Source organism: Serratia sp. ASV30, assembly GCF_016428815.1.
GTDB classification, from domain to species: Bacteria; Pseudomonadota; Gammaproteobacteria; order Enterobacterales; family Enterobacteriaceae; genus Chania; species Chania fonticola_C.
Map to the genome: position 1 here is coordinate 1 of NZ_JAELTL010000148.1, position 1,097 is coordinate 1,097.

1 protein-coding gene is annotated in these 1,097 nt (G+C 54.5%); it reads left to right on the plus strand.

Annotated features, from left to right (window positions below):
* Positions 1 to 233 precede the first annotated feature (233 nt).
* Positions 234 to 1,097 (plus strand): IS110 family transposase (locus tag JHD74_RS25805; protein ID WP_199063887.1); only part of this gene is annotated, 864 nt, incomplete at its 3' end.

Consider the following 1,097-nt stretch of genomic DNA (forward strand, 5'->3'; position numbering starts at 1 on the left):
AACCCTTATGTCTTGATCTTCTCCGCCTTAGCGGAGAAGATCCCCGACAGATCATCGGGAGATAGCCGGTGAGCTCCCCCTAGCCCTTGTGCCTCTGAGCCCGCGGGAGAGATTGTGCCCCGGCTGTCTATTTCCCTGTCGCCTTCTAGACCGAACGGTATCCTGTGCCTATGAGCACCCACATATAAGGATGGTCCGGCGATAAATTACAGACATGTTTATGGAGTGCCATCATGCGCAGAACCCCTGTCGGCGTTGATATCGCCAAACTCAAGTTTGATGTCGCCGTACTGCTGGACAATCAGAAGTATAAAACCAAAAAGTTTGCCAATACCCCTTCTGGGTGCCGCGAGTTCGCGGCCTGGTTGAGCCGCTTTGGCGACTGTCATGTCTGCATGGAGGCCACCGGGAGCTACAGCACGGAGCTGGCCACTTATCTGGCAGACAACAACTACCACGTCAGTCTGATGAACCCGGCGTGTATCCATTCCTTCAGCAATACAGAACTCACCCGGAACAAGACGGACAAAAGCGATGCAGCGATGATAGCCCGCTACTGCGCACTGCATCAGCCCGACCCGTGGTTCCCAGCCCCGTTGAGTGAACGCCAGTTGACCGCGCTGGTGAGGCATCTTAAGAACCTCGAAGAGATGCGTCAGATGGAAGAAAATCGTCTGGAGGTAGCAGAGGCGGTCATCGTCCCTTCACTCAATGAGCACATCGCCACGTTGGATGACCTGATACGAGAAACGAAGAAGAAAATCAGCCAACACATTGATGATAACCCAGACCTGAAGCGGGACAGCGACCTGTTGAAAAGCATCCCAGGAGTAGGAGAGATGCTGAGTTCCAGCCTGCTGGCCTTCGCAGGGAACCTGCGGCGGTTCACCAGCAGCAAGGCCCTGGTCGCCTATGCAGGACTGAATCCACAGCGATGTGAGTCGGGGATGTTTAAAGGGAAAAGCCGGTTATCGAAAGTGGGACACGGTGAGCTGCGAAGCGCGTTATACATGCCCGCGGTGGTGGCAGGCCAATACAATGTAGTGGTTAAGGACTTGATAGAAAGGCTGAAGTTACGCGGAAAGACGGGCAAAGAG